The organism is Sphaerobacter thermophilus DSM 20745 (assembly GCF_000024985.1).
Taxonomy (GTDB): domain Bacteria; phylum Chloroflexota; class Chloroflexia; order Thermomicrobiales; family Thermomicrobiaceae; genus Sphaerobacter; species Sphaerobacter thermophilus.
In genome coordinates this window covers 1,831,798-1,856,850 of the sequence record NC_013523.1, presented here as the reverse complement: position 1 = coordinate 1,856,850, position 25,053 = coordinate 1,831,798, and the positions used below count along the sequence as shown (strand labels likewise).

Annotated in this window: 23 protein-coding genes; 9 read left to right on the top strand and 14 right to left on the bottom strand. The window is 68.5% G+C overall.

All coding sequences use genetic code 11. The features are described from left to right. Positions 1 to 5: 5 nt before the first annotated feature. Positions 6 to 974 (bottom strand): CvpA family protein, encoded by a 969-nt coding sequence (locus STHE_RS08535; protein WP_012872167.1) that lies wholly within the window; start codon positions 972 to 974, stop codon positions 6 to 8. Positions 975 to 1,151: 177 nt separating this feature from the next. Here STHE_RS08535 and rpe point away from each other — a divergent pair, with 177 nt between their 5' ends. Beyond that, positions 1,152 to 1,841 (top strand): ribulose-phosphate 3-epimerase, encoded by a 690-nt coding sequence (gene rpe / locus STHE_RS08530; protein ID WP_012872166.1) that lies wholly within the window; start codon positions 1,152 to 1,154, stop codon positions 1,839 to 1,841. A gap of 93 nt (positions 1,842 to 1,934) precedes the next feature. Here the strand turns inward: rpe and STHE_RS08525 are convergent, their stop codons facing one another. Both STHE_RS08525 and STHE_RS08520 read right to left on the bottom strand, forming a co-directional pair. Next, positions 1,935 to 3,533 (bottom strand): MFS transporter, encoded by a 1,599-nt coding sequence (locus tag STHE_RS08525; protein ID WP_012872165.1) that lies wholly within the window; start codon positions 3,531 to 3,533, stop codon positions 1,935 to 1,937. Then, a complete protein-coding gene (locus tag STHE_RS08520; protein WP_012872164.1) occupies positions 3,473 to 4,189 on the bottom strand; it encodes an LppX_LprAFG lipoprotein in 717 nt (238 codons plus the stop codon). The genes STHE_RS08525 and STHE_RS08520 overlap by 61 nt, the downstream gene beginning before the upstream one ends. Positions 4,190 to 4,381: 192 nt before the next feature. On the opposite strand from STHE_RS08520, the gene STHE_RS08515 reads away from it, so the two are divergent. Genes STHE_RS08515 through ruvA form a run of 3 tightly spaced genes read left to right on the top strand, consistent with a single transcriptional unit; the run spans position 4,382 to position 6,756 of the window. Next, complete coding sequence (locus STHE_RS08515) at positions 4,382 to 5,269, top strand: Stp1/IreP family PP2C-type Ser/Thr phosphatase (RefSeq protein ID WP_012872163.1); 888 nt, start codon at positions 4,382 to 4,384, stop codon at positions 5,267 to 5,269. 51 nt (positions 5,270 to 5,320) lie between these two features. Next, the gene (locus STHE_RS08510) at positions 5,321 to 6,178 is read left to right on the top strand and encodes an amidohydrolase family protein (RefSeq protein WP_012872162.1); all 858 of its coding nucleotides are present in this window, start codon (positions 5,321 to 5,323) and stop codon (positions 6,176 to 6,178) included. Then, positions 6,175 to 6,756: a Holliday junction branch migration protein RuvA gene (ruvA, locus tag STHE_RS08505; protein WP_012872161.1), complete on the top strand. Its 582-nt coding sequence runs from the start codon at positions 6,175 to 6,177 to the stop codon at positions 6,754 to 6,756. Before STHE_RS08510 ends, ruvA begins: the two co-directional genes overlap by 4 nt. A 61-nt stretch (positions 6,757 to 6,817) precedes the next feature. Here ruvA and STHE_RS08500 read toward each other — a convergent pair whose 3' ends face one another. Next, entirely contained in the window at positions 6,818 to 7,630 is an 813-nt protein-coding gene (locus tag STHE_RS08500; protein WP_012872160.1) for an ABC transporter permease, read from the bottom strand. Beyond that, a complete protein-coding gene (locus STHE_RS08495; RefSeq protein ID WP_012872159.1) occupies positions 7,627 to 8,607 on the bottom strand; it encodes a daunorubicin resistance protein DrrA family ABC transporter ATP-binding protein in 981 nt (326 codons plus the stop codon). Before STHE_RS08495 ends, STHE_RS08500 begins: the two co-directional genes overlap by 4 nt. 112 nt (positions 8,608 to 8,719) lie before the next feature. On the opposite strand from STHE_RS08495, the gene STHE_RS17940 reads away from it, so the two are divergent. Continuing rightward, complete coding sequence (locus tag STHE_RS17940; RefSeq protein WP_012872158.1) at positions 8,720 to 9,370, top strand: TetR/AcrR family transcriptional regulator; 651 nt, start codon at positions 8,720 to 8,722, stop codon at positions 9,368 to 9,370. Between the two features lie 20 nt (positions 9,371 to 9,390). Here STHE_RS17940 and hisD read toward each other — a convergent pair whose 3' ends face one another. The 3 genes from hisD to hisZ are packed head-to-tail and all read right to left on the bottom strand — an operon-like array spanning position 9,391 to position 13,236. Continuing rightward, positions 9,391 to 10,734, bottom strand: coding sequence for a histidinol dehydrogenase (gene hisD, locus STHE_RS08485; RefSeq protein WP_012872157.1), 1,344 nt, complete (start codon positions 10,732 to 10,734; stop codon positions 9,391 to 9,393). After that, positions 10,731 to 11,756: an ATP phosphoribosyltransferase gene (gene hisG / locus STHE_RS08480; protein ID WP_012872156.1), complete on the bottom strand. Its 1,026-nt coding sequence runs from the start codon at positions 11,754 to 11,756 to the stop codon at positions 10,731 to 10,733. The genes hisD and hisG overlap by 4 nt, the downstream gene beginning before the upstream one ends. Beyond that, positions 11,749 to 13,236 (bottom strand): ATP phosphoribosyltransferase regulatory subunit, encoded by a 1,488-nt coding sequence (hisZ, locus tag STHE_RS08475; protein ID WP_012872155.1) that lies wholly within the window; start codon positions 13,234 to 13,236, stop codon positions 11,749 to 11,751. The genes hisG and hisZ overlap by 8 nt, the downstream gene beginning before the upstream one ends. Before the next feature lie 308 nt (positions 13,237 to 13,544). Here hisZ and STHE_RS08470 point away from each other — a divergent pair, with 308 nt between their 5' ends. The 3 genes from STHE_RS08470 to STHE_RS18985 are packed head-to-tail and all read left to right on the top strand — an operon-like array spanning position 13,545 to position 14,799. Further along, complete coding sequence (locus STHE_RS08470; RefSeq protein ID WP_012872154.1) at positions 13,545 to 14,003, top strand: PspC domain-containing protein; 459 nt, start codon at positions 13,545 to 13,547, stop codon at positions 14,001 to 14,003. Further along, positions 14,000 to 14,629: a LiaF domain-containing protein gene (locus tag STHE_RS17935; RefSeq protein ID WP_012872153.1), complete on the top strand. Its 630-nt coding sequence runs from the start codon at positions 14,000 to 14,002 to the stop codon at positions 14,627 to 14,629. Before STHE_RS08470 ends, STHE_RS17935 begins: the two co-directional genes overlap by 4 nt. Next, positions 14,626 to 14,799: a LiaI-LiaF-like domain-containing protein gene (locus tag STHE_RS18985; protein ID WP_012872152.1), complete on the top strand. Its 174-nt coding sequence runs from the start codon at positions 14,626 to 14,628 to the stop codon at positions 14,797 to 14,799. The genes STHE_RS17935 and STHE_RS18985 overlap by 4 nt, the downstream gene beginning before the upstream one ends. Before the next feature lie 321 nt (positions 14,800 to 15,120). Here STHE_RS18985 and pheT read toward each other — a convergent pair whose 3' ends face one another. The 3 genes from pheT to STHE_RS08450 all read right to left on the bottom strand — a co-directional run bounded on the left by pheT (position 15,121) and on the right by STHE_RS08450 (position 19,447). Continuing rightward, positions 15,121 to 17,577 carry a phenylalanine--tRNA ligase subunit beta gene (gene pheT, locus STHE_RS08460; protein ID WP_012872151.1) on the bottom strand — a complete coding sequence of 819 codons (2,457 nt, stop codon included), beginning with the start codon at positions 17,575 to 17,577 and terminating at the stop codon, positions 15,121 to 15,123. Positions 17,578 to 17,607: 30 nt separating this feature from the next. Further along, complete coding sequence (pheS, locus tag STHE_RS08455) at positions 17,608 to 18,651, bottom strand: phenylalanine--tRNA ligase subunit alpha (RefSeq protein WP_012872150.1); 1,044 nt, start codon at positions 18,649 to 18,651, stop codon at positions 17,608 to 17,610. Between the two features lie 391 nt (positions 18,652 to 19,042). After that, the gene (locus STHE_RS08450; protein ID WP_012872149.1) at positions 19,043 to 19,447 is read right to left on the bottom strand and encodes a VOC family protein; all 405 of its coding nucleotides are present in this window, start codon (positions 19,445 to 19,447) and stop codon (positions 19,043 to 19,045) included. 249 nt (positions 19,448 to 19,696) lie between these two features. Between STHE_RS08450 and eno the strand changes: the two genes are divergently transcribed. Beyond that, a complete protein-coding gene (eno, locus tag STHE_RS08445; RefSeq protein WP_012872148.1) occupies positions 19,697 to 20,998 on the top strand; it encodes a phosphopyruvate hydratase in 1,302 nt (433 codons plus the stop codon). A gap of 74 nt (positions 20,999 to 21,072) precedes the next feature. On the opposite strand, the gene STHE_RS08440 is transcribed toward eno, so the two are convergent. The 3 genes from STHE_RS08440 to gpmI form a co-directional block, all read right to left on the bottom strand. Continuing rightward, a complete protein-coding gene (locus STHE_RS08440; protein ID WP_012872147.1) occupies positions 21,073 to 21,552 on the bottom strand; it encodes an Hsp20/alpha crystallin family protein in 480 nt (159 codons plus the stop codon). A 394-nt stretch (positions 21,553 to 21,946) separates the two neighbouring features. After that, on the bottom strand, positions 21,947 to 23,284 hold the full coding sequence (locus STHE_RS08435; protein WP_041398948.1) for an aspartate aminotransferase family protein: 1,338 nt from the start codon (positions 23,282 to 23,284) through the stop codon (positions 21,947 to 21,949). Positions 23,285 to 23,472: 188 nt separating this feature from the next. Beyond that, entirely contained in the window at positions 23,473 to 25,032 is a 1,560-nt protein-coding gene (gpmI, locus tag STHE_RS08430) for a 2,3-bisphosphoglycerate-independent phosphoglycerate mutase (RefSeq protein WP_012872145.1), read from the bottom strand. Positions 25,033 to 25,053: the final 21 nt, after the last annotated feature.

Genomic DNA, 25,053 nt, shown 5'->3' with positions numbered 1-25,053 from the left:
TTTTGTCAGCCTGCCGCGAATACCTGGGTGAACATCTTGCCACCGGTTGGCGCGCTGACCACGCCGATGCCGACCCGCGTGTACTCCGGTGACAGGATGTTGGCGCGGTGACCGGGACTCTGCATCAGGCCCCGGTGGGCGATCGCAACGGTCGGCGCGTAGGCGAGGTTCTCTCCGGCTACTGTGAACGGAATCCCGGCGGCCTGGAGGCGGTCGGCAGGGGCCCCGGATACCGGCGATTCGTGAGCGAAATAGCCGAGCGAGAACATCTCGCTCGAGTGCGCCCGTGCCACTTCCTGCAGCGCCGGGTCACTCTCCAGCGGCGGCAGGCCCTCCGCTACGCGCTCCGCGTTCAGCAGGGCCAGCATCTCGTCCTCGTCGGACGGGCTTACCGTCAGTCCCTGCGTGACGCGGAAGGGGAGCCGGACGCCCGCCTCGCCCGTCGGCTCGGTGATGACGGTAAAGTCGGCCAGGTTGAGCCCGGTACGGCTCTGCGCCCAGGCCAGCACGCGGGCTGAACGGGCGACCAGCGGCGACGCCAGGTGTGAGCGCTCCAACCCTGTCTCGGTGATCGGTCCCAACGACAGTAGCGTCGCCAACAGCACCAGCAAGGTGGCTACGACCAGCCCCTTGATGGCTCCGGGGATCAGTCCCAGCATCTCGTCGGCCCAGCGGATCGGCGGAATGGCGCGGACGACGCCGATGATCGGGCCGAGCGTGATCCCCGCGATCGCGGAGAGGATGCCCTGGACGACGAGCGCGACGAGGGCAAAGCCCGCCACGTTGAGGACGATGCCGTGCTCACCGATGAGGCGTTCGAGGAGGCCGCTGGCGGCTCGGTAGCCCACCGCCCCGGCAAGCAGGCCGACGACGACCAGGACCACGTCGAGTGCGCCCCGGAAGAAGCCCCGGCGCACGCCGACCGCGGCGCCAAAGAGTACGATCAGGACGATGACGAAGTCGAGCCAGTTCACGCTACGCAGTGGCCTCTACTGGAGCAACACAGCGATGCTGCGGCGTCCCCAAGGGACCGCGAAGAAAGTCTACCGAACCGGCGGTAAACCTGCCCGGACCATGGCGTGCCCGCTTCGCCGGTACAATCCCCGAGACAGGCGGTCGAGCGGGCTGAACGCGGGAGGGAATGAGCGACGATGACGGTGGAGCAGCGGGCGGGGCGCAGAGTCGCGATCGCACCGTCGGTGCTGACGGCCGATCTGGTACGTTTGGCGGACGCGGTCGCCGCGATCGAGGCCGCGGGGGCGGACTACGTCCACCTGGACGTGATGGACGGTCGCTTCGTGCCGAACATCACTATCGGGATCCCGGTCGTCGAGGCGGTGGCTGACGTGACGCACCTACCGGTGGACGTGCACCTGATGATCGTCGAACCGGAGCGGTACGTGGACCAGTTCATTGCGGCCGGTGCACAGATCGTGACGGTGCATGTCGAGGCCAGCGTGCACCTGCATCGCACGGTGCAGCGCATCCGGGAGGCCGGCGCCCAGGCCGGAGTGGCCTTGAACCCGGCGACGCCGCTCGCGGCGATCGAGGAGATCCTCCCGTTCGTCGATCTCGTTCTGGTGATGAGCGTCAACCCGGGCTTCGGTGGCCAGACGTTCATCCCGACATCGCTGGGGAAGATCGAACGGCTGCGCCGCATGATCGATGAGCGCGGCGCTCGGGCGGTCATCCAGGTGGACGGGGGGATCAAGGCAAGCAATATCCGGCGCGTTGTGGACGCCGGGGCGGACATCATCGTCGCCGGGTCGGCTGTCTTCACTCCCGAGCGGTCCGTAGCGGAGGCGATGGCGTTGCTGCGCGAGGCGCTGGGGGAGGCGTGATGCGTCATGCGTCCCCCTCACCCCCGGCCCCTCTCGGACGGAGCCCACCAGGGGAGAGGGGAGCTTGACGCATGACGCATCACGCATGGCGTATCACTCTCGCTCCCGGCGCCCGCGCCGGGAGAGGAAGAGCGCGGGGAGGATGGCGAGCAGGCAGATGAGAGCCGCGGCGCCGAAGGTGTCGCGAATCACGTCGATGGTCGCCGGGATGGCCTGCTGCACGGCCACTTCCTGCTGTCGCGCCAGGTAGTCGGCCAGCGACTCGCCCGGCTGCTGGACGACCGGGGGCAAGTTGGTCAACGCCTCGTTTAGGCGGCTGACGCCCCAGGCGGTCAAGGCGGAGATGCCCAGCGTCATGCCGAGCAGGCGCATGACGATGACCAGGCCCGAGGCGATGCCGAGGTCGGACCGGCGCGCGGCGTTGATGGCCGCCGCGGCGATGGGCGCGATGACCAATCCCACACCGACCCCGGTGACGGCGAGGTCGAGGCCCATCCGCCTCATCTCCAGCGTGTTGCCCCACCCGCTCATGCGCCAGAATCCGGCCGCCGCGATGAGCAGGCCCGCGAGCGTCACCCCGACGTAGCCGAACCGTTCCGCGACGCGCCCGCCCACCAGGGCACCCACACCCATCGCGAGCGAGAAGGCGCCCAGCAGCTCCGCGCTGACGATGCTCACGCGGGCCTCCTCGACCAGGAGCGCGGTGAGCAGCGGGACGTTCACCATCGCCACCATCAGCGCCGCGCCGATCAGGAAGTTTGTCCCGTTGGCGGCGGCGAAGAGACGCTCACGGAAGATGCCGAGGGGGATGAGCGGATCCCGGGCCCGCCGCTCGACCACGACCAGTAGTGCGAGTGCGACGACGCCGACGACGACCAGAGGCAGACGGTAGGCTGCCAGCGGGTTCGGCGCCGCTCCGAGTGCCCGGCTGCCGCCACCCGGCATCGGCTCGGCACCAACAGAGAGTCCCAGGCTCAACCCCAGGAGGCCGATTGCTAGAAGCAGCGCGCCGGGAAGGTCGAGTGCCATACGCTGGCGTCCACCCAGCGGTGCGTCGCGCCAGCGCAACACCAGGACCGCGCCGGCCGCGAGGCCGATCGGCAGATTCAGGAGGAAGATCCAGCGCCAGTCGCCGGTGAGCTGTTCGATGGCCGCTCCCCAAAGCGGCCCGAGGACCCAGCCGAGTGTGTCGGCCGCGGCGACGATGCCAAGCGCGCCTGCTCGCCGAGCCGGAGGCAGCAGGTCGCCGACCACCGCCATCGCGACCGGTACCATGGCGCCCCCGCCGAAGCCCTGGACGACCCGTGCGGCGACGATGGCGGGGAGTGTATCGGCTGCGGCGCAGGCCGCCGAGCCGGCCAGGAAGACGCCTAGCGCCGCCAGGAAGGTCGCGCGCCGGCCGACGATGTCGGAGAGTCTCCCCATCAACGGGATCGTGAGGGTATAGGCCAGCAGGTAACCGCTGACGATCCACACGTAGCGGTCGGCCTCAGCGGTGTTGACGCGCAGGTCGACCAGGACTGCAGGGAGGATCGGGGCAATGACCGTCAGGTCCAGGGCGGCGACGACGACGATGATCAGGACCGGCACGAGCAGCCGCGCCGGGCTCTGCCCGGCGGCGGCCGCGGGTGCTAGGTCGCCGGCTTCTCGATGGTGACCGGCTCGTTGTGCCTGCTCAGTACGAGGGTCCATGTCGCCGGTGTCGCTCCCTGCGCGGCGGCCGTGTCGTGGAGCACAACCTTGAGAATGTCGGATGTGTCGCGGCCGATCCACAGGTCGAATTCGATCGGGTCGCCCTGGAAGGCGTTCCCGGTCATCGGCGCGACCGAGGCTTGCGGGACGACACCCCGCAGGTGGTAGGCCGCAGTGCCGTCCAGGCTCTCCTCACCGACCAGGGTCACGTCGCGCGTCTCACGGAGGACGCCCGGGATACCGCGCTCGGAGTCGAACACCACCGCCGGGTTGTAGTCCAGATCTTCGGGGGCGCGTTCCCACCGGCCGGTCAGGAAGTTGGTCATGTACTGCTCCTGGCCCAGGGCGACTACGTTCACCGAGAGGGTCGTGCCGGCGAAGCCGATGTCGGCCTTGGCGGTGGCGCGGTCGGGGCGCTGGAGGTCACCCTCAGCGCCGCGCAGGGCGAGCATACCCTGGGCGTCGAGGTAGACATCCCCGTCGATCGTGAGCGTGTAGTGGGCCGTATCGAGCTCGTTGAAGCGGTTCGCGGCAGCGTCGATGAGGCCCTGAGGCGAGGGGGTCGGGGTCGGTTCCTCGTCGGACCCACCGCAGGCGAGCAAGAGACCCGCCACGAGGAGTACCGGCAGGAGTCGGAGCAGTGGGACCAGTCGCATGTGTTCGTGTCTCCATCCCGGGCACGGTCGAAACAGGGCAATCGTAACACAGGTGCATGAACGGACGCGGATCGGCGAGCGTGGCCAGAGGCGCTCCGCTGTGCTACGATTTCGCAGCCAGAACCGGGGGATGTTCGCCGTTCCGGGGGAATAGAACGGTACCGAGGGTAAGGGCGCGATTACGTGGATGAGATGCGGGTGGCGGTCGGTGCTGCGACCGACACCGGGACCGTCCGGGAGGAAAACGAGGACAGCGTCTTCGTCGCCGATCCGGAAGGGGAATTGGCCCAGAGCCACGGGGTGCTCCTGGCCGTCGCCGACGGCATGGGTGGCTACCAGCGGGGCGAAGTCGCGGCACAGATCGCAGTTGATACGTTGCGCGAGGACTACTATGGGTCTGAGATCGGCCCGACCGAGGTCCCGCTGCGTCTGAAGCAGGCTTTTCGCCACGCCAACGAGCTAATCTACCAGAACGGCTCGGCCAACGGCGACGACAACATGATGGGCACGACGCTGGTCGCCGCGGTCATCCGGGGGAATGACCTGACGATCGGCAACGTGGGCGACAGCCGTGCCTACCTGATCCGGGCGAACCGGGCGACGCAGGTGACGCGGGACCACTCCCTGGTGGCGGAGCAGGTCGCGGCCGGAGCGATGACCGAGCAGGAGGCACGCGAGAGCCAGCACCGCAACATCATCACCCGGGCGCTCGGACACCGGCCGCGAGTCGATGTGGACATCTTCGAGATCCGCTTGCTGGCGGACGACCGATTGGTCCTGACCACCGACGGCGTCCACGACTACGTCGACGAGGAGGATCTCACCCGCATCGTGCTTAGCTCGCCGCCCGAGCAGGCCGCGCGGGAGCTCGTCCAGACCGCACTAGCCCGTTCTTCCAACGACAACGTCAGCGCGGTGGTCGCCTGGATGATGCCGGCCGGTGCGACGCTGGAGCCGCAGCCGGTGGAGGTAGAGGCCGGCGGGCGCGGCGCGCTGCTGGTCCCGGTGCTGGTGCTGATCGGCCTCCTCGTCTTCATCGCCATTGTGGCGGTCATCCTGTTCATGGGTGGCGGGGCCTAGGCGTTCAGGCCCTCGCCTCCGGGGATACCGCGAGCACGGGAGTGGCCGTCGATGTTGGTCGTCGACGCGCATACGCACGTCTTCGCCCCGGAGATCTGCCGGGACCGAGCGGCGTATGTGGCGCGTGACCCCTGGTTCGAACACCTCTACACGAACCCGCGTGCCGCGCTGGTGACTGCCGAAGACCTGATCGCCAGCATGGACGCCGCGGGGATCGACCGCTCCATCATCGCCGGGTTCCCGTGGCGCGACCCGGCCCTCTGCCGGATGCACAACGACTACATGGCGGAGGCGGCCACGACCTACCCCGACCGGTTGAGCTGGCTGGCGACGGTCGTGCCATCCGCGCCGGACGCGGCCGACGAGGCCGCTCGCTGCTTCGCGCTCGGCGCTGTCGGGATCGGGGAGTTGAACGCCGACGCGCAGGGCTTTGACTTCCGCGAGCCGGAGCCGCTGGCCGCGCTGGTCGATGCCTGCTTGCAGCACGACCGGCCGGTGATGTTCCACGTCAGCGAGCCGGTGGGGCACGTCTACCCCGGCAAGGGCACGGCGACGCCCGAGAAGTTCGTCCACTTCCTGGCGGCGTACCCCGACCTGCGGGTCGTTGCGGCGCACTGGGGCGGCGGGCTGCCCTTCTACGAGTTGATGCCGGAGGTCGCGTCGATCGCGCGCAACGTGGCGTACGACTCGGCCGCGTTGACCTACCTGTACCGCTTCGAGGTCTTCCGGGCGGTGTTGGATATTGTCGGCCCGGAGCGCGTCCTGATGGCGTCGGACTATCCGGTGCTGCGGCAGGATCGCTTCCTGCGGCGTGTGCGCGACGCGAACCTGCGCGAGGAGGAGGTGGGCCCCGTGCTCGGTGGCAATGCGATCCGTGTTTACAACCTTCCCGGCGGGGACGCGCGATGATCAGCGGTGTTCGGGGGCCGATCCACGCCAAGTACCCGGGGATCGTGCTCATCGATCTCCACGGGCTTATTATCCGGGTGCTTACCTCGCAGACGACCGTCGATGACCTCGGCGAGGTTGGCGACCACGCCGAGCTGTACACGCACCTGCGCGTGCGCGAGGACGACATCACGCTCTACGGCTTCAGCACGCCGGAGGAGTTGCAGCTCTTCGAGTTGCTCACGAGCGTGACCGGTGTCGGGCCACGGGTTGCGCTCAACATTCTCTCGAGTGCCCGGCCGGAGGAAGTGCACCGGGTCATCGAGTCGGAGGACATCGCCGCGCTCAGCCGGGTGCCGGGCATCGGCAAGAAGACCGCCAGCAGGATCATCCTGGAGCTCCGCGGCAAGCTGCCCGCTCCGGCCGGCGCGCAAGCGCCGGCCCTCGCTGCGGCCGACGCCGAGGCGATGGAGGCCCTCATGGCCCTCGGCTACACCGCACCCGAGGCTCGCGACGCCCTGGCTCGCATCGAGCGCCACGAGGGGCAGACCGTTGAAGAACGGGTCTACGCCGCGCTGCAGACGCTCGCCCGTCACTGAACGGATAGGTATGGGTAGACGCCGACCTGGCCGGGATCCAACAAGGTCGGCGTTCGGCTTCCTAGGCGCGGGACAGGCGGCGGTAGAGCACGACCGACAGCGGCGCACAGACGGCGACGATCGCTGCACACCAGGCCAGGGCCTGCCACGGCGCAGCTCCGGTCGATTGGCCGAGTAACAGGCCACGGACCGTGTCGACGATGACGGTCACCGGCTGATGGCGCACGATCGGCTGGAGCCACCCCGGCATCGTCTCCACCGGCACGAAGGCGCTGCTGGCGAAGGCGAGCGGCATCATCACGACGAAGCTCATGACCTGCACGGCCTCCGGGTCCCGAACGAGCAGCGCCACGACCGAGCCGACCCATGAGACCGCGAAACTGGTGGCCACGAGGAGGCCGATGGCCCCGCACCACGCGAGCGCGCTCGCCTGCGGCCGGAAGCCAACCGCAAGCCCTAGCACGAGCATCACCCCGATGACGAACAGGTTGCGCAGTGTGTCCGCCACGATTGGGCCGGTCAGCACCGCGGAGGGTGCCATCGGCAGGGTGCGGAAGCGGTCGATGATGCCGCGCTTCAGGTCGTGGGCGAGGCCGATGCCGCCGGTCATCCCCTCCATGACGACCGACTGGACGAAGATCCCGGCCATCAGGAAGTTGATGTAGGACGCTTCCGGCGTCTGGATCGCGCCGCCGAAGACGTAGCGGAACAGCAGCACGAAGATGATTGGCTGCACGGTGGCGGAGATCCACTGCTCGTGCTGCTGGGGGATGTGCAGGAGATGCCGCCGGGTGACGACCAGGGCGTCAACGAGTGCCCAATACAGCCGTCGATACACAGGGACGGCATCGAGGGTTATCGCTGAGGTGCTCATGCGGCCTCCTCGCATTCGCCCCCTGCCGGCTCAGCCGGGGCGCTGGTCAGAGCCAGGAAGACGTCGTCCAGGGTGGGCCGTCGCAGGCGGAAGTCGAGCGGGCGCACGTTCCGGGCATCGAGGTCGCGCACCACGGCGGCGAGCAGCCCGGGAGCGTTGCGGATCGGCACGCTGACCTGTCGCTGCGCGACGTCGACTCGGGCGGGACCGGTGGCGTGTCGCTCCAGTGCGCGGACCACGCCGTCGAGATCGCTCTCCGCCGCAACGGTCACGTCGAGGCGGTCGCCGCCGACCTGATCCTTGAGCTCGTCGGCGGTCCCCGAGGCGATGACCCGCCCGTGGTCGATCACGACGATGGTGTCGGCGAGCTGGTCGGCCTCGTCGAGGTACTGCGTGGTGAGCAGCACCGTGGCGCCGCGCGCGGTCTGCTCGCGGATGACCTCCCACAGCGTTAGCCGGCTGCGGGGATCGAGACCGGTGGTCGGCTCATCCAGGAAGAGGATCTGCGGCTCGGTGACCAGGCTCGCCGCGAGGTCGAGCCGCCGGCGCATGCCGCCGGAGTAGGTCTTGACCGGGCGGTCGGCAACGTCGGTCAGGCCGAATCGCTCGAGCAGCGCGTCGGCCCGCCGCCGCGCCTCGTTGCGCGGCAGGTGGAAGAGCCGCCCAATCATGACGAGGTTCTCGCGACCGGAGAGGAGCTCGTCGACGGTGGCGTACTGACCGGCCAGACCGATCCGGCTGCGGACCTGATCCGGCTGGCGGACGACGTCGAAGCCGGCGACTTGGGCGTGACCGGCATCCGGTCGCAGCAGGGTGGTCAGGATGCGGACCGCCGTCGTCTTACCGGCGCCATTCGGGCCGAGGACACCGAGGATGGTTCCCGGCTCAGCGGTCAGATCCAGGCCGGCGAGGGCATGCGTGGTCCCGAAGCGCTTGACGACGCCGCGGGCGAGGATCGCGGGGGAGTGCGCACCCATAGGCGGTGGCTCCTCTCACAGGTCGATGCGCCGGTGCGGCCGTGCTAGAATCTTACTGACCGACCGGTAAGTACTTACCTACCGGTCGGTAAGTTAGCACGGAGGAGACCCTGTGTCAAGTGGTGCACAGCAACCGACGGCGCCCCCGCCGCGTGGCGAGGCTCGGGATCGAATCCTTCAGGTAGCCTCCGAGCGCTTCGCCGCTCGGGGCTATGCCGATGTCTCAATGCAGGAGATCGCGGACGCGGTGGGCATCACCAAGGCCGCCCTCTACTACCACTTCCGCAGCAAGGAGGACCTGTTTGCCGAGGTCGCGCGCCGGGCGATCAACGACTTCTGGGCCGGGATCATCGCCCTTGCCGAAAGCGGCCGGCCGCTTCGCGAGACGCTTCAGAGCATTGCCCGCTTCGTGCGCGACTCGATGACGTCCGTCTCGATGTCGCTGCTTGAGGACGTGCACCGCCACCTGCCGCCGGAGGTCGAGCAGGAGATCTTCACCGAGCATCCGACGCCGGAGGCAGCACTCGAGGGACTGTTCCGGCGCGCGATCGCAGCCGGGGAGATGCGGCCGATGGACGTGGAGCCGGTCACGGCGATGTTTGTCGGCATGGTCATGGGCCTCGGCCAACGCGGGCACACCAGGCGACAGCCGAAGCCGGACGAGGACGAGCTGCTGGTCGATGTGCTCCTGCGCGGCATCGGCACTGAGCGAACAGGGGCCGTGCCGGATACGGACCAGGATTCGGAGCGATCGTCGCGGTAGCGCGACGCGGCCGCGTCGCGCTACGACCCCAGTCGGCGCTCGATGGCGCGTGCGTGGGCGGTGAGGCCCTCAGCACGGGCGAGGGTGGCTGCCGCGGGACCGAGACGTTTCAGTCCCTCGCGGTTGATCCCCACGACGCTGATGATCTTCAAGAACTCCTCGACGTTGATCGGCGAGGAGAAGCGGGCGGTTTGCCCGGTCGGCATGACGTGGCTCGGGCCGGCAGTGTAGTCGCCCAGGACCTCGGGCGACGACTCTCCCAGGAAGACCCCACCGGCATGCCGCACCCGGTCGAGGTGCGCCCAGGGCTCGGCCAGGAGCAGGCAGAGGTGCTCCGGAGCATAGGCATTCGCCAGGTCGAACGCCGTGGGGAGGTCGGGCACGACCGCGATGAGCCCGTTGTTCACCAGCGCCTCGCCGGCGATCTCGGCCCGCTCCAGCGCCGGGAGCTGGGCGGTCAGTTCCTGTTTGACAGCCTCGGCAAGCTGGGCCGAGGTCGTGAGAAGGATCGGACTGGCGAGCGGGTCGTGCTCGGCCTGTGCCAGCAGGTCGGCAGCGCACAGCGCCGGGTCGGCGCTCTCGTCGGCGATGAGGAGCGTCTCGGTCGGCCCGGGGAGCTGGTCGATATCCACCTCGCCGTAGACGCGGCGCTTGGCCAAGACGACGAAGATGTTGCCCGGGCCGAGGATCTTGTCGACGCGCGGCACGCTTTCAGTACCGTAGGCCATCGCGGCAATAGCCTGCGCCCCACCGACCTTGAAGACCCGATCGACCCCCGCGATGTCGGCCGCCGCCAGGATCAACGGCGAGATGCGGCCGTCCCGCTCCGGCGGAGCGCAGACGATGATCTCCTCGACGCCCGCCACACGGGCCGGCACGGCGGACATCAGCAGCGAGGACGGGTAGGGCGCCCGGCCTCCAGGGGTGTAGATCCCGACCCGCTCCAGCGGCCGGATGATCTGCCCGAGTGCGCCGTCCTCGTCAAAGTGCATCCAGGAGGAGCGGAGCTGGCGGCGGTGGAAGGCGTCGATCCGGTCGCGGGCGAAGCGTAGCGCCTCCAAGACGTCCGACGGTACTTCAGCGGTCGCCGCAGCGATCTCCTCCGGCGCGACCTCCAGCCGGTCGAGCTCAGCGCCGTCGAGGAGGCGCGTGTAGCGGCGCAGGGCTGCGTCCCCCTCCTGGCGGACGTCGGCGATGATCCGGTCCACCACCTCCCCCGCGGTAAGGTCCGCGCCGAAGATGGAGCGGATCCCGGCCCGCACCCGCTCCGGAAGCTCGGTCGCCTCCAGGCGACGCCGTCGCAGCAGGAACTCCCGCGCGGCGGCCGGGTCGTGCAGGACGCGGACGGTGACGGTGCTGGTCATCGACACTCCTCCAGGGAACGCAGCAGTCGCTCATATGCCGGCGAGCAGGCGTCGAACACGTAGTCGGGCGAGGTGACGGTGATGCCGCTGCTGCCGGCGCGGCGCAGGTGGTCCACTGCCGGCAGCAGCAGGTGGGCCGGCACGATAATCGTGACGCCGAACCAGCGCGGGCCGCCGTCGACGGTGCCGTGCTTGGGGTAGATGTCGGCGATCGTCGGCCCCTGCTCGCCCGCCGTCTCCATCTGGCTGATGACGTGCTGGGCGACCGCTTCGGCCGACTCGCCCTGCACGTTGGCGGTGATCAGGCGAAACTGGCGCGTCCGCAGGCGTGCCTCGCTCAGCTCGATGATGGTTCGGGCCGCTTCGAGCTTGGCCGGCTGGTCGCGCAGCGTCCGTCGCGAGGCGATCAGGCAGGCCTGGGCGCGCAGGATAACCCCACCGTCAAGCACGCGGAGGCGGTTGTCGCGCAGGGTCACGCCGGTCTCGCTCAGGTCGGCGATGATGTCGGCGTAGCCAAGGGTCGGGGCGGCTTCGAGCGCACCGTGGGCGTCGACGAGTGAGAAGTAGTTGACGCCGTGGCGGTAGAGGAAGTCGCGCGTGAGGTTGGGGAACTTGGTCGCCACGCGCAGGGTGCGACCCGTACGGCGCAGGTCGACCGAGAGGTCGGCTAGGTCAGCCACGGTGGTGATATCGAGCCAGCCCTCGGGCACGGCCAGGACCAGCTCGCAGCGGCGGAACCCCAGATCCTCGATCACGACGTGCAGGTTGGGCGCGTCGCCGCCGTGCTCGGCAACCAGGTCGTAGCCGGTGATGCCCAGATCGGCGCTGCCGTCGACGACCTTGTGGACGATGTCCTCCGTGCGCTGGAACAGCACCTCGACGTTGGGCAGACCGCTGATGCGCCCGACGTACTGCCGCGGGTTCGGCCGCCAGACGGAGAGCCCGGCACGCTCCAGGAAGCGCATGGTGGCTTCCTCGTAGGCGCCCTTGGAGCTGAGGGCGAGGCGCAGCGGCTCAGTCATCGTTCCCCTCCGTCGCCGCGACCGCATCCTCGCGCCGGGCCACCGGCTCTACCGTCACGCCGCCCGCCTCGTCGACCACCATCACCTCCGCGATGCCCCGCCGCAGCGCGTACTTGCGGCTGGCGTGCACCGACCGGCCGCGGACGTCGATCTCGACTCGCCGTCCCTCGGCACGGAGCCGCTCGCTCAGGCGGATTGCGGCAGCGCTCGCGGCGCTGCTGTTGGGGACCACCAGCACCTCGGGCGCGGGAGGCTCGACGGTGATCCCGGCCACCTCGACAACGCGCTCCAGGCCGTAGGAGAAGCCACAGGCGGGGAGTGGCTGGCGTGTCCCGAGCATCTGCGCCAGGTCGTCGTAGCGCCCGCCGCCGCAGAGCTGGAGTCCGGGGCGGCCCGGCGCATAGATCTCGAACAGCATGCCGGTGTAGTAGTGGAGCCCCCGGCCGAGGCCAAGGCTCAGCTCAATGGTATCGACGGCGTGACCGTAGGCGGCGAGCAGGTCGAGCACTTCCTCCAAGCGCGCGATTGGCTCGTCGTGCAAACCGTGTCTTCGGGTGAGGGCGCGTACCGCCGGGATGACATCGCCCGGCGGGCCTTGAATCGCCGCCAGCTCGCGCACGAAGTCGAAGGCGCGGCGCACGTCGCCGGCGTCGCTCTGCCGGTTCATCTTGGCGATCAACCCGGCGACGATCTCCTCCGGCGTCCGGGTGCCCCCCTGCACCTGGACACCCACCTCCCGCAGGATGGCCAGGACCCAGTCTTCGAGCCGGTCCGGGGGGATGTCGTGCAGGGTATCGCTCATCTCGGTGAAGATGCTGGCGAGCGGGTCGCCTGCCACCAGCCCGGCCAGGGCCGTCTCCAGATCAACCTCCTGGCCCTTGCGGAGCCGCTCCATGCTCCAGACGAGCCAGTCGCGCGCACGCTGCCGCAGCGGCAGGCGGTTGAGGAAGTCGAGCACGATGCCGATGTGCCCCAGGACGAGGCGGCCCTCGACCCCGACGGCCCGAAGCCCCTCCAGCGCCAGGTGGATCACTTCGGCGTCGGCGACGGGACCCTCCGCTCCCAACAGCTCACAGCCCACCTCGGTGAACTGGCGGGTTCGTCCCGCCTGCGGCTTCTCGTAGCGGAAGACCGGGCCGGCGTAGCTGAGGCGGAGCGGCAGCGGCTCGCCCTGCATGCTGTCGGCGTACATGCGAAGCACGGAAGCGGTGTGCTCCGGGCGCAGGGCGATCTCGCGGTCGCGGTAGTGGAACGCGTACATCTGCGCGACTCGCTCGCCGCCGGACTTGCGGAGGAAGAGCTCGGTCGGCTCAACGACCGGCGTCTCGATCGGCCGGTAGCCATGCCGGTCGAAGGTCTCAAGGACGCGCTCCAGCGCCAGGCGACGAGCCTGGTACCGGCTGGGGTCGACATCGACCATGCCGCGCAGGCGCTCGATCGCAGCCTGGCTGGCGCGGGGAGAGGGGCGTGGGTCGTTCAATGGCTGCTGCCTCACTCGCTCGGCGCGGCGCCGCGGCCGGGCGCGACATTCCGGCCGCGGGGTGCCGCGGGAATTCCGCTGGTCGAGTCTATCACACGACCTGGACCGGTCGGACGGGTCGCTCCCTGTCCAGGAGAGCGGCGCCCATTCTTCGCGAATTGGCGAATCTCGGAATGAAGGATGCGGTGGCTGCCGCGCGCGGAACGATTGTGACGCATGTGTTGTACTGCGCGGCGTCAATCGATGCGTCTGCGATGCAGAGTCGTGTACCGTCTCATTGAGGCTCGATTGCCGCGAGAGGAGATGCTATGTCAGCGCAGCATCGAGATGAGCCCGTGGAGGAACGAGACGCGTACGCTTCCGGCCAACCGGACGGGCTTGGAGCGGGCCATCAACGGCTGCTGCGTCGCAGCCGCACCGACCGCGTCGTCGCCGGTGTCTGTGGCGGCCTGGGCCACTACCTCGGCATCGATCCCATCTTGCTCCGCCTCGCCTTTGCGGCGCTGGTGTTCGCAGGCGGCGCCGGCATCCTGCTGTACTTCGTGTCGTGGATCGTGATCCCGGAGGCGGATGCTGATGAGCCGCTGGCCGCGGCACCGTCCTCGAACGCCGAGACGGCGCGCGTCATCGTGGGCGGCGTCCTGATCGCGCTCGGCGCCATCATCCTGTTCGAGCGGATTCTTCCGTGGTTCGACTCAACCGTGGTCTGGGCGCTCATGCTGATCGCCATCGGCGCGGCGGTGATCTTCCGGGGGATGCAGCGATGACCGTCGAAACGCGCGAGCGCCGCCACAGCGGCGGCCCCTCAGCGGGCCAGATTGCCCTTGGACTGCTCCTCGTTGTGGCCGGCCTGGTCTGGCTGCTCCGGTCGATCGGCGTGTTCGACCTCTCCTGGGATTTGCTCCTGCCCTCGGCGCTGATCCTCGTCGGCGCGGCGTTGGTAGCGACGGCCCGCGGCCGGGACCACGGCGGGCTGGTGTTCCTCGGCGTCGTGCTGACCCTGGCGCTGGTGCTGACCTCCATCACCCCAATCAACTTCAGCGGCGGTGTCGGCGACCGCACCGTTACCCCGAGCACCGCGACCGAACTGCGCAGCGAGTACGCGCTGACGGTGGGGAAGCAGACGATTGACCTGGGCCAGGTGACCTTTGATGCCGGCGAGACGCGCATCGCCGCGAGCGTAGGGATCGGGGATCTGGTCGTGCGGGTCCCGGATGACGTGGCTGTGCGGGCCACCATCCAGATCGGTGCGGGCAACGCCGATGTCATGGAGCGCCGCTTCTCGGGTGCGAATGTCGACGAAACCTATGAGTCGGAGGGGTACGACACCGCATCGCGGCGCCTGCTGCTCGACCTGAGCGTGGGTGTCGGGAACATCGAGGTGAGCCGATGACGGAGCAGGGTGTCGACCGGGGCGCGGTGATCAGCGGCCTGGTCTTTATGGTGCTAGGCGGGCTGTTCCTGCTCGACCGCCTGGGAACGATCGACTTCCGCGTCGTCTACGTCTGGCCGATCTTGCTGATCGGCCTGGGTCTGGCGGTGCTGTTCGGCGGCAGGTCTTAGGGTTGGCGCGGCGCCCGTAGCTAAGCCGTGTTATCGCCGGCAAGCGCGCTCCACGCGCAACGACCAGCCTTGTATTGGGGCGCTGCGTAGCCGGGAGCGCAGGTCCCCCTCACGCTACCCCCTCTCCCACAAGGCGAGAAGGGGGGACGACGAATTCCTGCACTGCGCCGCGCGCCGCATCCGCGTTGCCGCTGCGCTGCACCTCACGGAATTGGGACGGATGTCATAAGAGTGCGTCCGCCGCCCTTGCGGCCCGAAGGTCTGGGCGGCGGACGCACGGAGTGCGCACGTGTATCGGCTCCGGCCGACAAGCGTGAGTCGCTAGGCCCGAAGGGTGCCGGAGACCTGGCGTGCGAGCTGGCGCTCGATGCGGCCCCGGATGCGCTGGATCTCGTTCTCCGAGAGTTCCCGGTCAGGGGCGGAGAGGGTCACCCGGTAGGCGAGGCTCTTCTTGCCCGCATCGATCGCTGGACCGCGGTAGATGTCGAACAGGCGCACTGAGGTCGCCAGCGGGCCGGCACCGGCGCGGAGCGCTGCCTCCACCGCATCGGCCGGGACAGCCTCCTCGACCACCACGGCGAAGTCCTGCTCCACCTGCTGGTAGCGCGATACCGGGCGGAGCTCCACGTCGCTGAGGCCCGTGTCGAAGAGCGCCTTCAGGTCGATCTCCGCCACCGCAACGCGCTGTCCTGCCGGGATGCCGAACTGCTCCGCCACCACCGGGTGAACCTCTCCGATGATGCCAACCGGCTCGCCCTTGACCGTGATCTCGGCGGCACGTCCGGGGTGCAGGCTCGGGTGCGTGATCGGCCGCACGGCGATGTCGACCGCGCCCAGGCGGGGGAGGAGCGCATCGACGACGCCCTTCACGTCGAAGTAGTCCACCGGCCGGGCCTGGTGATAGAGGTCTGCTGCGTTGCGCTCCCCGGCGAAGCCGAGGCACAGCGTGGGGCGCTCGTCGGGCAACTCGTCCAGCCCGCGCGGCAGGTACACCCGCCCGGTTTCGAAGACGGCGACGCCGGCGGAGTGCTTCAGGTTCTCAGCCACGTTCTTGAGCCAGGCTGGCAGCAGCGTTGGCCGCATCATCGTCCACTCGGAGCGCAGCGGGTTGCGCGCCGTCACCAGATCGAGCTCCGGCCGCGGGAAGAAGCCATAGCGGTCGGGCGCGGCTTCGGCTCCCGGGACGAGCGCTCGCAGGTCGTCCTCACTCACCATCGGGTAGGTGATGATCTCGGTCATCCCGGCGGCGACCAGGAGATCCTGGGTGTCGGCGATCAGGCGCCGCATCGGGTCGCGGGTGACGTGCGGCGTCTGGCCCCAGGGGAGCGTCTCCGGCAGCGACTCGTAGCCGACGATGCGCGCGACCTCTTCGACCACATCGGCCGGGATATTGATGTCGCTCCGGTAGGTCGGCACCTGCACGACGACGGAGCGGACGCCGTCGACATCGCGGATCTCCGGCTGGAGCTCCAAACGGCCCAGCACGTCGAGGACCACCTCGTCCGGGTAGTCGATCCCCAGCAGTCGCGGGATCTCGTTGCGCGGCATGACGACGGTCTTCGGATGGCGCGGCTCGGCGTACGCGTCGGCCATTACGGTAACGCGGGCCTCGGGATTGAGCTGGAGGATGAGCGCCACCGCGCGCTGAGTGGCGGTCCAGACCAGATTCGGGTCGAGCCCGCGCTCGAAGCGGGCCGAGGCTTCGGTCCGCAGCCGCTGGGCCCGCGCTGTGTGGCGGATGTTGAGCATGTTGAAGTTGGCCGCCTCCAGCAGGATCGTGGTGGTGTCGTCGCGGATCTCGGATTCGAGGCCGCCCATCACCCCGGCGATAGCCACCGCCCGGTCGGCGTCGGCGATCACCAGCATGTCGGGCGTCAGCTCGCGATCGACGTGGTCAAGCGTCTCGATCCGCTCGCCCGGACGCGCCCGGCGCACGACGATGCGACCCTCGTGGAGGAAACGCCGGTCGAAGGCGTGGAGCGGCTGTCCCCACTCCAGCATCACGTAGTTGGTGATGTCGACGATGTTTGAGATCGGCCGGACGCCCGCAGCCGCCAGTCGCCGCTGCAGCCATTCGGGCGACGGCTCGACCCGGACGTTCTCGATGACGACACCGACGTAGCGCGGGCACAGGTCCGGCGCCTCCACGATCACCAGCCCGGGGTCGCGCGGCACCGCCTCAAGGTCAGCCAGCTCCGGGAGTCGTACCGGGGCGTCGATCAAGGCGCCCAGTTCCCGGGCGATCCCCACCATGGAGAAGGCGTGCACCAGGTTCGGCGTGATCTCAAACTCGATGACCGACTCGCCCAGATAGTCCCGGAGCGGTACCCCGACCGGAGCATCAGGATCCAGAACCAGGATGCCCTCGTGCTCGTCCGAAAGGCCCAGCTCCTTCTCCGAGCAAACCATGCCCTCGGAGCGGACACCGCGGATGGTGCTCGGCTTGAGGGTGAACATCCGGAACTCTTCAGAGTAGCCGTCGATCAGCCGGGCGCCAGCGAGCGCCAGGGGAACCTTCTGGCCTTCCCGGATGTTGGGCGCGCCGGTGACGACCGTCAGGTGGTGCTCGCCGGCATTGACCGTCGCCAGCACCAGTCGGTCGGCGTTCGGGTGCGGCTCCACCCGCTCCACCACACCGACGTAGATGCGGTCCCAGGTGCCACCGATCTCGGTGACCGCCTCGGCTTCGAGACCGGCCATGGTGAGGCGCTGGGCGATCTCGGACGGCGGCAGGTCGTTCGGGACCAGCTCCTTCAGCCAACGGACAGGAACCTTCATGCGCTCATCACCCCCCTCTCGACCCGTGCCTCACGCGGCCGCGCGGTTGAACTGCGCCAGGAATCGAACATCGCCCTGGTAGAACGCGCGGATGTCCTGGACTCCGTACTTGAGCATCACCAGTCGCTCGACGCCCATGCCGAAGGCGAAGCCGGTGTAGCGGGACGGGTCGTAGCCAACGTTGATGAGCAGGTTGGGGTGGACCATCCCGGCGCCCAGGATCTCGATCCAGCCGGTGCCCTTGCACACCCGGCAGCCCACGCCCTTGCACACCATGCAGTCGATGGCGAAGTCGACGCCGGGCTCGACGAAGGGGAAGTAATCGCAGCGGAAGCGGACCTTGCGCTCGCGCCCGAAGATCTGGCGCGCGAACTCGGCCAGGACACCCTTCAGGTCGCTCATGGTGATGCGCTCGTCGACGGCCAGTCCCTCGATCTGGTGGAAATGCCACTCGTGGGTGGCGTCGAGCGCCTCGTACCGGTAGCAGCGGCCGGGCACGACAACCCGCACCGGCGGGGTGGACTGCTCCATGGTCCGGATCTGCATCGGAGAGGTGTGGGGGCGCAGCACGATCTCGCGGGATTCACTGTGGATGAAGATCGTGTCCCACACGTCGCGCGCCGGGTGCTCCTTCGGGATGTTGAGCGCATCGAAGGCGTAGTAGGCGTCCTCGACTTCCGGGCCCTCGACCGTCTGGAATCCGAGGTGGGCGAAGATGTCGGTCACCTCGCGGATCATCTGGGTCACCGGATGCAGTGTGCCTATGTCCGGGGCGCGACCGGGCAGGGTGATGTCGACCGCCTCGGCCTCGAGGCGCTGGGTGAGCTCGGCACGGCGCACCTCTTCCTGCCGCCGGTCGAAGGACCCCTGCAACGTGGTTTTCAGTGCGTTGACGGCCTGACCGAAGGCCGGGCGCTCCTCAGGCGGCAGCGCGCCGAGGCGGCGGGTGAGCGAGGTCACCTCACCCTTGCGGCCCAGGTACTGCGCGTACCACGCCGCCAGCGCCTGACTGTCGCATGCAGCAGCCAGATCCTGCTCCGCTCGCTGACGAATTTGCTCCAACTCGTCGTTCACCGCTCAACCTCCCCCCGTGGCTGCCTGCGGCAAGAAAAAAACCCCGTCGCCCAGGGGCGAGGGGTCTCCACGCGGTACCACCCTGTTTCACCGGCAGCGCCGGCGATCTCAGTGGCGCGCCGCCCGCGGCGGCAGCACCTGCTCCGATAATGGGGAGCAGCCAGAGGCGACTACTGGGTGCACCCGTGGGTCCACCGTTCCCCGCTCGGCTCCGGAGCGAACTTCCCCGCGCTTCTCCCGAGGGAAGCTTCCAGTCTACGGCTTCCCCTCCCTGCCGGCGTCGACGCGGGTACTCCTCTCCATCGTCGCCGTTGCCATGGTTGATTGTTGCCGAGAAGTATAGCGACGCGGGACGAGGGCGGGCAACCGGCGAGCCCTCGCCTCACGGAGCCTACGCCAGCACCCCGGATGCGATCTCCTGCACGATGTGCACGTGGTTCCCGTCCTGGTCGGCGACCCAGGCGCCGTGAAGGCGGCCGATGAAGTCGTGCGGCTCGCTGACGGAGCGGACGCCCTTGTCCATCAGCTCGGCGTAGACGCGATCCACGTCATCGGTCCAGAGGATGATCTCGCCGCGCGGTGGGCCACCCGGCTCCGCGGGGAGGCCGTGAGCGCGGCGTGCGGCCTCGATCGAGGAGAGTCCCAGGGTGAAGCCGTCGAGCCGGAGTTCGACGTGGTCCGGTGTGCCGTTCACCGGGGTGCGGTACGCCTCCGTGAAGCCGAAGTGCTCGGAGTAGAAGCGCGTGCAGGCCTCGACGTCCTGCACGTAGAAGTTGACTTCGGGTGCACGGAACATGCGGCTCACTCCTCTCAATGGTCGCTCACGGCGTCTGGCTGAGACGGAGATCGCCGCCGTTGCCAGCTATTGCGAACGTGCGTTCTATGTACGTTCATCCCAGTGTATTGAGCAACGGCGCCGATGTTAAGCTCGGAGTCCCCCGGCGACCCTTGCCATCGGGTCTGGCTTGAGACCGGTGGCGGCTCCTGGACGGCTATAATGCGGCCGTTGACCTGCGGCGCGGACGTAGGGAAAGGGTGACAGGGAGTGGTGAGCACAACCATTGAAGCGATCAAAGCGCGCGAGATCCTTGACTCGCGCGGGAACCCGACCGTGGAGGTCGATGTCATCCTGGCTGGCGGTGCCCGCGGGAGGGCCGCGGTGCCCTCGGGTGCATCGACCGGTGCGTACGAGGCGGTGGAGCTGCGCGATAAGGACCAGCGCTACGGCGGCAAGGGCGTCCGCACCGCGGTCGACAATGTGAACGGGCCGATCGCCGGGGTGCTGCTGGGGATGGACGCTCAGGACCAGCGGGCGATCGATATGGCGATGATCGAGCTAGACGGCACGCCGAACAAGTCACGCCTCGGCGCCAACGCGATCCTGGGTGTGTCGCTGGCGACGGCGCGGGCCGCGGCGGCGGCTGCCGGCCTGCCCCTCTACCAATACCTCGGCGGGCCGTCAGCGCACGTGCTGCCGGTGCCCATGATGAACATCCTCAACGGCGGCAAGCACGCCGAGGGCTCCACCGTGGACATGCAGGAATTCATGGTCATGCCGGTCGGAGCGCCCACCTTCCGCGAGGGGCTCCGCTGGGGCGCCGAGATCTTCCACTCGCTGAAGAAGGTTCTTTCCAGTGCCGGGTACGCGACCGGCGTGGGCGACGAAGGGGGCTACGCGCCGAGCCTGAAGAGCAATCAGGAGGCGCTGGCCTATATCACCCAGGCGATCGAGCAGGCCGGGTATCGCCCGGGTGAGGATGTCCTGCTCGCGCTCGACCCCGCGTCGACCGAGCTGTACGAGGACGGGCGCTACGTCCTGCGCGGTGAGGGCCGAACCCTCACCACCGCCGAGATGGTGGACTTCTGGGCGGAGTGGGTCGATCGCTACCCGATCATTTCGATCGAGGACGGCCTGGCTGAGGACGACTGGGACGGCTGGGCGGAGCTGACCCGGCGCCTGGGCGATCGGGTGCAGCTCGTCGGGGACGACCTCTTCGTGACCAATACGCAGCGCCTGGCGCGGGGCATCGAGCTGGGGGTCGGGAACTCGATCCTGGTCAAGCTCAACCAGATCGGCACGCTGTCGGAGACCTTCGATGCGATCGCGATGGCGCACCGGGCGGGTTTCACAGCAGTCATCTCGCATCGCAGCGGCGAGACGGCCGACTCCTTCGTCGCGGACCTGGCCGTGGCGACGAACGCCGGGCAGATCAAGACCGGGGCGCCGTCGCGCATGGACCGGGTGGAGAAGTACAACCAATTGCTGCGGATCGAGGAGGAACTCGGCACGCAGGCCGAGTACGCCGGGCGCCGTGCCTTCGCGGGGTTGAAGGGGCGGAGCCTGTAGCCTCCGCGCACGAGAACACACAAACCCGCCCGGATCACCCGGGCGGGTTTTTTCGCCTGCGTAGTCGGCCGGTACTAGTTGAGGCTGCTGGCGAGCGCCTTCGGCGTGCGGACCTCGATCTTCCGCGCCCGAGCGTGCTCCGCCTTGGGCATCGTCAGGGTCAAGATTCCGTCGTTGTACGCCGCCTCAGCGCGCTCGGCGTCCACGGGCACCGGCAGGGTCATGCTGTGGGAGAACTCACCGCTGCCGATCTCCCGCCGGTACCAGGTCCACCCCTTGGCCTCGTCCTCGTCAACCTCAGCACCGAAGCGACCCTTGATGCGCACCGTGTTCTGCTCGATTTGCACGTCCAGCGACCCGGGCTGCGCACCCGGCACCAGCGCCCTGAGCACAAGCGCGTCGCCGTTGTCATACAGATCCACCGCCGGGCGGATCGTCGTCACCGACGTCAGCCCGTTCCGGTTCATCATGGTGCCGGTCACTTCGTCGAGCAGGCGATCAACCTCGTTGAACAGTCGAGCGACCTCGATCATCGGGCTCCAGCGCACCATCATGTGCACCTCACCTCCTGATCCGTGTTGTCCAACCTGCCGTTTGCTCTGCGGCCGGCCATCGGCCGCTATCCACCTCAGTTAATACATCATTAGTCGCTCTGTGTCAAGACTTTGCAGTACAAGGAGTCACAAAAGGTGAGCAGGTTCACGGTGCCGCGGCGCCAGTTCGCTGCTATGCTGAGCGAAACCGGGGGCGGTTAGCCGTCCCCGGCGAAGTCGAAGAACCTCTCCGGTGCCTTGTCGATCCGACGCGAGATCCGTCGCGTCGCTCCGCATGACAGGAAGCGACCGCCGGCATGCGATGACGAAGAGCGCGGGCGTCGTGCACCGACGCCCGCGCTTCCTTGCAACCGGCTACCAGGGGCTACGCGCGTCGCCCCTGGTGCTGACATGACTAACTGACTGCCCGGTCGGTGATCTCCAGCACCTCGTCGAGGATGGCGAGGCCGCGCTGGGCCTCCTCGGGCGTGATGATGAGCGGCGGGGCGATCATGATGACGTTCCAGTGGATCATCAGCGAAAGCCCCCGGTTCATCGCCGCATGGCCCAACTCCCCGACCGGTCCCATTTCTGCCCCCGAGGCGTTGAACGGGACGAGCATCTCCCGCGTCTCGCGGTTCTTGACCAGTTCGATGCCCCAGAAGCAGCCGCGGCCGCGCACGTCGCCGACCGAGGGGTGCTTGTCCATCAACTCCCGCAGGCCGGGGCCGAGGACCTCGTCACCGATCATCTTGGCGTTCTCGACGACGCCCTCCTCCTTCATCGCCGTGACTGCCGCCAGCCCCGCGGCGCAGGCCAGCGGGTGGCCGGAGTAGGTCAGGCCGCCGTAGAAGACCCGGTCCTGGAAGGCATCGGCGATCTTGCGCGAGATCACGACGGCGCCCAGCGGGACCGCGCCGCTGGTGATGCCCTTGGCGCAGGTCATCAGGTCCGGGGTGACGCCGAAGCCCTCGCAGCCGAACCAGTACCCGGTGCGGCCGAAGCCGGTCATGACCTCGTCCAGGATCATCACGATCCCGTGCTTGTCACAGATCTCCCGGACGCCCTGGAGATAGCCCTCGGGTGGCACCAGGATGCCGTTGGTGCCCACGATCGTCTCCAGGATGATCCCGGCGATGGTGTGCGCCCCTTCGTACTGGATGATCTCTTCCAGGTGAGCCAGCGCCCGCTCGCACTCTTCCTTCTCATCCTTGGAGAAGAAGGAGGAGCGGTAGGTGTAGGGGCCGCAGAAGTGGACGACACCGCTGATGGCCGGCTCCGAAGCCCAGCGGCGCGGGTCACCGGTTATCGTGATCGCGCCGTGGGTGGCGCCATGGTAGGAGCGGTACGCCGCCAGGATCTTGTGCCGGCCGGTGTACATCCGTGCCAGGCGGATCGCGTTCTCGTTCGCCTCGGCACCGCCGTTGGTGAAGAACACCATCTCAAGGTCGCCCGGAGCCAGCTCGGCGATGGCGTGCGCCAGTTCCGCGGTCGGCTGGGAGGCGAAGGCCGGCTGGATGACGCAGAGGCGCTCTGCCTGCTCCTTGATCGCGGCGACGACCTTCGGGTGCTGGTGGCCGAGGTTGGTGTAGACCAACTGGGACGCGAAGTCGAGGTAGCGCTTGCCCTCGAAGTCCCAGAACTCGCAGCCCCGCCCGCCCGCGATCGGGAGCGGATCGATCTTGCCCTGTGCCGACCAGGAGTGGAACACGTGCGCGCGGTCGTAACGCCGGACGCGCTCCTCGGTCTCCATGTCTACGAAGTCCCTAACCACGGCATCTCCCTTCCGTGATGGACGAGCCGGGGGTCGGACGCAGCCCGGCCCACTCAGTCCGGCGTCGTCGGCCGGCGGCTGCCCTGCCCGCCTGGCCCTGTGGCCCCATCATAAGCCCTTATACAGAAAGGTCCAGTGGGCCGGGGATCGGGCAGGTCGGCGGAGGATCACTTCCCTGGCCGGAGGATGAGCGAGCGGCCGGTCATCTCTTCCGGCTGCGGGATCCCCATCACGTCCAGCACGGTCGGCGCGACGTCGGCCAGCCGCCCGCCCGTGCGCAGGCTCGCCGTGCGCAACGGCGAGTCGTCCGGGGCGACGAGCACGAACGGCACCGGATTCGTGGTGTGCGCGGTCCAGACCTCCTGCGTGCCGGGGATCAGCATCTCGTCGGCGTTGCCGTGGTCCGCGGTTACCAACGCGACGCCGCCCCGGGCGAGAGTGGCCTCGACGAGACGCCCAACGCAGCCGTCGACGGTCTCGACGGCCTTGACCGCGGCCTCGAAGCTCCCGGTATGCCCCACCATGTCGGGATTGGCGTAGTTGATGATGATGAAGTCGTACTGGTCGCTCTCGATCGCCTCGAGCGTGGCATCCGTCAGCGGCAGCGCGCTCATCTCGGGTTGCAGGTCGTAGGTCGCGACTTTGGGCGACGGGATGAGCACGCGGTCCTCACCCGGGAACGGCTCCTCCCGGCCCCCGTTGAAGAAGTACGTCACGTGGGCGTACTTCTCGGTCTCCGCGGTGTGGTACTGCCGCAGGCCGGCATCGGAGATGACGCGCGCGAGTGGGCGAACCACGTCCTGGGGCGGGAAGGCGATCGGGAGGTCGAAGTCTCGCTCGTACTCGGTCATGGTCACGAAGTAGAGGTCCTGAGGGATCTTGTCGCGGGCAAAGCCGGTGAAGCCGGGGTCGGTAATGGCCTGGGTCAACTGGCGGGCGCGGTCGGCTCGGAAGTTGAAAAAGATGACGGCGTCGCCGTCGTCCAGCGTGGCGACCGGGCGCCCCTCATCCATGAGCACCACCGGCACGATGAACTCGTCGGTTACCCCGGCGTCGTACGAGGCGCGGATGGCCTCCACCGGATCGTAGCGGGGCACACCGGTGCCGGAGACGATGGCCTGGTAAGCCTTTTGGGTCCGGTCCCAGCGCTTGTCACGGTCCATGGCGTAGTAGCGCCCGCTGATGGTGGCGACCCGACCGGTGCCGATTCGAGCGGCCTCGTCGAGCAGTTGCTGGACGAAACCGGCGCCCGAGTCGGGCGGGGTGTCGCGCCCGTCGGTGAAGACGTGGATGAAAACTTGCTCCAGGCCGTGGCGGTGCGCCAGGTCGAGTAGCGCGTAGAGGTGGCGCTGGTGGCTGTGAACGCCACCGTCACTGACCAACCCCATGAGGTGGAGCTTGCTGCCGCGCTGGCGGGCGTGCTCGATGGCTCCGAGCAGGGCCGGGTTCGCGTAGAGGCTCCCGTCCTCGATCGCGGCGTCGATGCGGGTGATCCACTGGTAGACGACGAAGCCCGCGCCGAGGTTGAGATGGCCGACCTCTGAGTTGCCCATCTGCCCATCGGGGAGCCCGACGTCGCGTCCTGAGCATCGCAGTTCGGTCGTGGGGTAGACCGCGGTGAGGCGGTCCATCACCGGGGTTCGCGCGGCTCGCACCGCATTGCCGGGAAAGTCCGGCCCGTTCGCCCAGCCGTCCAGGATTACCAGCACGACCGGCCGGTACGCCATTCCACCCTCCACTCGCTGTCA

What these genes read in the sequence shown, in the direction of transcription:
- rpe (WP_012872166.1), top strand. Translation starts at nt 1,152, where the DNA reads ATGACGGTGGAGCAGCGGGCGGGGCGCAGAGTCGCGATCGCACCGTCG.
- STHE_RS08525 (WP_012872165.1), bottom strand. Translation starts at nt 3,533, where the DNA reads ATGGACCCTCGTACTGAGCAGGCACAACGAGCCGGTCACCATCGAGAA.
- STHE_RS08520 (WP_012872164.1), bottom strand. Translation starts at nt 4,189, where the DNA reads ATGCGACTGGTCCCACTGCTCCGACTCCTGCCGGTACTCCTCGTGGCG.
- STHE_RS08515 (WP_012872163.1), top strand. Translation starts at nt 4,382, where the DNA reads ATGCGGGTGGCGGTCGGTGCTGCGACCGACACCGGGACCGTCCGGGAG.
- STHE_RS08510 (WP_012872162.1), top strand. Translation starts at nt 5,321, where the DNA reads ATGTTGGTCGTCGACGCGCATACGCACGTCTTCGCCCCGGAGATCTGC.
- ruvA (WP_012872161.1), top strand. Translation starts at nt 6,175, where the DNA reads ATGATCAGCGGTGTTCGGGGGCCGATCCACGCCAAGTACCCGGGGATC.
- STHE_RS08500 (WP_012872160.1), bottom strand. Translation starts at nt 7,630, where the DNA reads ATGAGCACCTCAGCGATAACCCTCGATGCCGTCCCTGTGTATCGACGG.
- STHE_RS08495 (WP_012872159.1), bottom strand. Translation starts at nt 8,607, where the DNA reads ATGGGTGCGCACTCCCCCGCGATCCTCGCCCGCGGCGTCGTCAAGCGC.
- hisD (WP_012872157.1), bottom strand. Translation starts at nt 10,734, where the DNA reads ATGACCAGCACCGTCACCGTCCGCGTCCTGCACGACCCGGCCGCCGCG.
- hisG (WP_012872156.1), bottom strand. Translation starts at nt 11,756, where the DNA reads ATGACTGAGCCGCTGCGCCTCGCCCTCAGCTCCAAGGGCGCCTACGAG.
- STHE_RS08470 (WP_012872154.1), top strand. Translation starts at nt 13,545, where the DNA reads ATGTCAGCGCAGCATCGAGATGAGCCCGTGGAGGAACGAGACGCGTAC.
- STHE_RS17935 (WP_012872153.1), top strand. Translation starts at nt 14,000, where the DNA reads ATGACCGTCGAAACGCGCGAGCGCCGCCACAGCGGCGGCCCCTCAGCG.
- STHE_RS18985 (WP_012872152.1), top strand. Translation starts at nt 14,626, where the DNA reads ATGACGGAGCAGGGTGTCGACCGGGGCGCGGTGATCAGCGGCCTGGTC.
- pheT (WP_012872151.1), bottom strand. Translation starts at nt 17,577, where the DNA reads ATGAAGGTTCCTGTCCGTTGGCTGAAGGAGCTGGTCCCGAACGACCTG.
- STHE_RS08450 (WP_012872149.1), bottom strand. Translation starts at nt 19,447, where the DNA reads ATGTTCCGTGCACCCGAAGTCAACTTCTACGTGCAGGACGTCGAGGCC.
- STHE_RS08440 (WP_012872147.1), bottom strand. Translation starts at nt 21,552, where the DNA reads ATGATGGTGCGCTGGAGCCCGATGATCGAGGTCGCTCGACTGTTCAAC.
- STHE_RS08435 (WP_041398948.1), bottom strand. Translation starts at nt 23,284, where the DNA reads ATGGAGACCGAGGAGCGCGTCCGGCGTTACGACCGCGCGCACGTGTTC.
- gpmI (WP_012872145.1), bottom strand. Translation starts at nt 25,032, where the DNA reads ATGGCGTACCGGCCGGTCGTGCTGGTAATCCTGGACGGCTGGGCGAAC.